This window comes from Asticcacaulis sp. (assembly GCF_027484505.1).
In the GTDB taxonomy this organism is placed as follows: Bacteria; Pseudomonadota; Alphaproteobacteria; order Caulobacterales; family Caulobacteraceae; genus Asticcacaulis.
On the sequence record NZ_JAIXSV010000291.1, the window covers coordinates 1 to 3,752 of the forward strand.

The following is a 3,752-nucleotide window of genomic DNA, read 5'->3' on the forward strand; positions in this document are numbered from 1 at the left end:
GCCTTGAACTTCATCTCGGCAAAGCCAAAGCCCGAATAGTTGGCCGAAATGCCGTCATAGACCCCCGCGTGGTCAGCGCGCAACGACAGGTGGGTCTGCATGCCGTTCATGGCGTAGATCTGCGTGCCGAGTTGCGGGATGAAGAAGGAGTTCATCACGCTGGCCGAGGTGATCTCAAAATGCACCGGCACGCCGACCGGCATGGCCATTTCGTTGACCGTGGCGATGCCGTACTGCGGATAGATAAACAGCCATTTCCAGTCGAGCGCCACAACCTGCACCTCAATGGGGGTCACGCCCGCCTTGTCGGCGGCGGCCTCGACCTTCTTGTGCGGGTCAAGCTCGTGCGTCGAAATCCACGTCACTGTGCCCAGCGCGATGATGATCAGCGTCGGGATGGCCCAGACAACGGCTTCGATGCGGTTGGAGTGCTCGAAGTTCGGATCATAGGTCGCCTTGGTGTTGGACGCGCGGTAACGCCAGGCGAACCACAGGGTCATGACGATCACGGGCACGACCGGGATCAGCATGAGCAGGGTGGCGAGGATGATCAGGTCCTTTTGCGCCAGACCGACCGGACCCTTGGGGTCCATCAGCGCCCAGTCACAGCCGCTTAAGGACACGGCGGCGGTCACCATCAGGCCCGCAATGAGGCCCTTGCGGATCAGGTTCCTGCCTTCAAAAAAATTCAGATGCACGACGCGTTCACCGAAGTAAGTCCCGCACGCGGGAGGTTTTCAAATGTCAAAGCGTTCGCGTCCTAATGAAATTGGGAAGAAGCGCAAGGGACAAATTGTCTCAGGCGGATAGGCCGCAGATCGTTAACCATGCGGGTAATTTTGTTATGTGAAATTCAGCACTTATGTAAAAAACGCGTGAGAAGGGCCGCGTCTGGGGATAAATAAATGACACATGTGTCAGATTGCCGCAGATTCCGCTTGCGCAAACCGTTGCGGCGCGTAACACTGAGACAAATTGACGCTGTTGTGAGTTTTGGCGTCAAGTCTGGAGGAACTGATATGACGAATGCTCTGCACACCTACCGTTTCGGACCGGTCGTCAAGATTGCCCTGCTCAGCGCGGCCCTGCTTCAAATTGTCGCAGGTGTTCTGCTGATGTCGCAGGCCTATCTGGCGGGCGGCACCGTCCTGCAGCAGTTTTCAGGCGTGGTGCTGGGGATGATCCCGGTGTCCATCGCTCTGTTCCTGACGCCGGTCCTGTGGCGTTGCGAACTGCGCGTCTATGAAGACCGTCTGGAATATCAGGGCATCCTGCTCGACATCGCCATTCCGCGCGACCACATTGTCGCCGCCGTGGCCCCGCGTCGCGGTCTGGGCATGTTCGATGTGTCGCTGGAACTGGTCAATGCGCCGTTCCGCCGCCTGCATCTGGCTATTATGGACCGCAATGAGGAACGTCTGGCGCGCTGGCTCAACAACGTCCACGCCTGATCGCTGATCCGCAGGGTTGAAACAAGAAAAAGACAAAGCGCTCGTCACTCGGACGGGCGCTTTTGTTTTTGTTGGCTATTGACCTTCGCCACGCCGACCGCGACGGCTCAGCCACAAGCTGATCCCGGCCAGTCCGCCCGCCAGCGTGAACCATGTGAGCGCATAGACCAGATGGTTGTTGGTGAAGCGCACCACGGTCAGCCCGCCTTGCGGTAAGCCGCCCGGCACCGGTGCCGCCTCGGCGTCGATGAACCAGCCGGGCACCGCCACCTGACGCGCTTTGGCAATCTGCGCCACATCGCGCAGGTACCATTGGTCTTTTGCCGGGTCGTTGGGCTGCGAGAACAGCCAGCCCTTGTTCTGGCTCAGGCGGACAAGCCCCGTGACCTGCACCTCCCCTGACACCTGCCCGGCGGCCCGCGTGGCCGGGTCACGTTTGTCGGTCGGCACATAGCCGCGATTGACCATCACCGTGCCGCCCTCTGTTTCCAGCGGCGTCATCACCCAGTAGCCGGCCCCCAGATCGGTCAGGGCATAGACCTGCGTCTCCTTATCGTGGCGGAAATGTCCGCTGAGCGTCACGCGGCGGTATTCATCGCGCTCCGCCGTAAAGGCGGGCCAGCCACCCGGCCCCGCCCGCAAAGGTTGCGGTACGGCGTTAACGCGGGCATTGACGGTTTCGATCAGCGCCGTCTTCCACATCAGGCGCTGCACCTGCCACACCCCCAAAGCGGTCAGACCCAGCACAGCTACAAAGATGACGACAAGGGCCAGAAGACGACGCATGGCACTTCCTTTTGTGAGGACATCGCTCATTAAACTCAGGCCCTATAGGCCATCATTTCGCATTATGCACGAAAATGTGTCATAGGGGAGGGTTCACAGAGACAACTGACCGGTGTTTATTTACCCCGCGTTAACCCCGTGATCTCATATGTCACGGTTATATAAGTGGCGTATTTTAAAGAGACGCATGACCGCAACGGGTGGTCGGCGAGATGCAGAGTCGGGCGGGGGTCCGCTTATGGTATTCGAAATGTCAGGCGGGCAGAAAGATGTCCGTAGTCTTGCCAATCTCAGCGAAACGGCTTCGACCTCGCGCGTGCTCAATCTGGGTCACGTCTATCGCACGCATGGCGAACAGGCGGAATACCGGCAAAAACCGTTCTTCGCCAACCAGCAGATGAACCGCGCCCTGATCCTCAAACATACCCTGCGCGCCAATGAGCAGGACCTGTTCACCAAGCCGCGGCGCACGACGACCAAGATCATCCTGCCTTTTGATCCGGATGATCTGAAACTGGGGGGGCAGTCGATCCTGATCGGGCAGATCGGCTATGAGGCCTTTCTGCGCAATATCTATAACACAAAGGCTGTCGCGGCCCTGCCGGATGTCGAGGTGTTGCGGGCGCTGGATGAACTGCCCTCGCTTGATCCGTTTCTGGTGCGTGAACATCTGGGACGCCGCGGTTATCGCCCGGCGGCCTGTTACCTCTATATCACCCAGGCCGATATTGCCCGCATGATCGGCTTTGCCAATGGTGAGATCGAGAGCCTTGTACGCGAAGCTTTCGGCACCACCATGCAGCAGGCGACGCTGAAACTGGCCGGTAAGATTCTGGCCAACGAACTGGACCATGAGCTTGACCCACTGCGCATGACGCTTCGCCTCTCAACCGCCGAATTTTCGGACGGCATCTTTTCCTGGCGCGGCTTCCTCTATTTCAAATGGCGCTATACCGAGCTTCAGGGGGAACTGAACAAGGTGCTGAAGGGGCTGGCCACCTATCAGCCCATGTTGACGCGCGACAAGTCGGTGCTGGAGTTTCTGGGCGACATCCGCCCGCGTCTGGCCCGGCGCATTTCCCACGCCATTGTCGCGGTTGGGCGCACCCTGGCCGTCTATGATCAGGCCTATCTCGCCTTGACCAAAGGGCGCGATCCGGCACCGTTCCGCCGCTTTTTGCTGGAGGGGCCGTCGCTCTTTTTCGAACTGGGTGAGAGTATCGGCATCCTCAGCCATATCAGCTCTTTCTGGAACTATCGCATGGCACGGGTACACCGGCTCCAGCGATTGTCGGCGGAAGAGTACGCTGAACTGCTGATGGACTATGCCGACAGCTTATCTGCGCTTTACATCGACGACGAAAATACGGCCCAGAACTGGTAAGACGGGCGACGTCTCATACCAACGGCCGAAGATGCTGACCGCATCCGGCCGTTGAAGAAACGAGAATGTCTCATATGTGTCAGTGACATGAGACATTCTCGAATGGAATACCAAGAGTCATTTTCAATGAC

4 protein-coding genes are annotated in these 3,752 nt (G+C 58.6%); 2 read left to right on the plus strand and 2 right to left on the minus strand.

All coding sequences use genetic code 11. The features are described 5' to 3' along the window. Window positions 1-698, minus strand: a 698-nt coding sequence (cyoA, locus tag Q0072_RS16800; protein ID WP_298332568.1) for a ubiquinol oxidase subunit II, incomplete at its 3' end; no start/stop codon positions are given. Between the two features lie 321 nt (window positions 699-1,019). Between cyoA and Q0072_RS16805 the strand changes: the two genes are divergently transcribed. Further along, window positions 1,020-1,451 carry a hypothetical protein gene (locus Q0072_RS16805; protein WP_126424371.1) on the plus strand — a complete coding sequence of 144 codons (432 nt, stop codon included), beginning with the start codon at window positions 1,020-1,022 and terminating at the stop codon, window positions 1,449-1,451. 75 nt (window positions 1,452-1,526) lie between these two features. Here Q0072_RS16805 and Q0072_RS16810 read toward each other — a convergent pair whose 3' ends face one another. Then, window positions 1,527-2,237: an SURF1 family protein gene (locus Q0072_RS16810; RefSeq protein ID WP_298332576.1), complete on the minus strand. Its 711-nt coding sequence runs from the start codon at window positions 2,235-2,237 to the stop codon at window positions 1,527-1,529. Window positions 2,238-2,475: 238 nt separating this feature from the next. On the opposite strand from Q0072_RS16810, the gene Q0072_RS16815 reads away from it, so the two are divergent. After that, a complete protein-coding gene (locus Q0072_RS16815) occupies window positions 2,476-3,621 on the plus strand; it encodes a hypothetical protein (RefSeq protein WP_298332579.1) in 1,146 nt (381 codons plus the stop codon). The last annotated feature ends 131 nt before the right edge of the window (window positions 3,622-3,752 follow it).

What these genes read in the sequence shown, in the direction of transcription:
- Q0072_RS16810 (WP_298332576.1), bottom strand. Translation starts at nt 2,237, where the DNA reads ATGCGTCGTCTTCTGGCCCTTGTCGTCATCTTTGTAGCTGTGCTGGGT.
- Q0072_RS16815 (WP_298332579.1), top strand. Translation starts at nt 2,476, where the DNA reads ATGGTATTCGAAATGTCAGGCGGGCAGAAAGATGTCCGTAGTCTTGCC.
- Q0072_RS16805 (WP_126424371.1), top strand. Translation starts at nt 1,020, where the DNA reads ATGACGAATGCTCTGCACACCTACCGTTTCGGACCGGTCGTCAAGATT.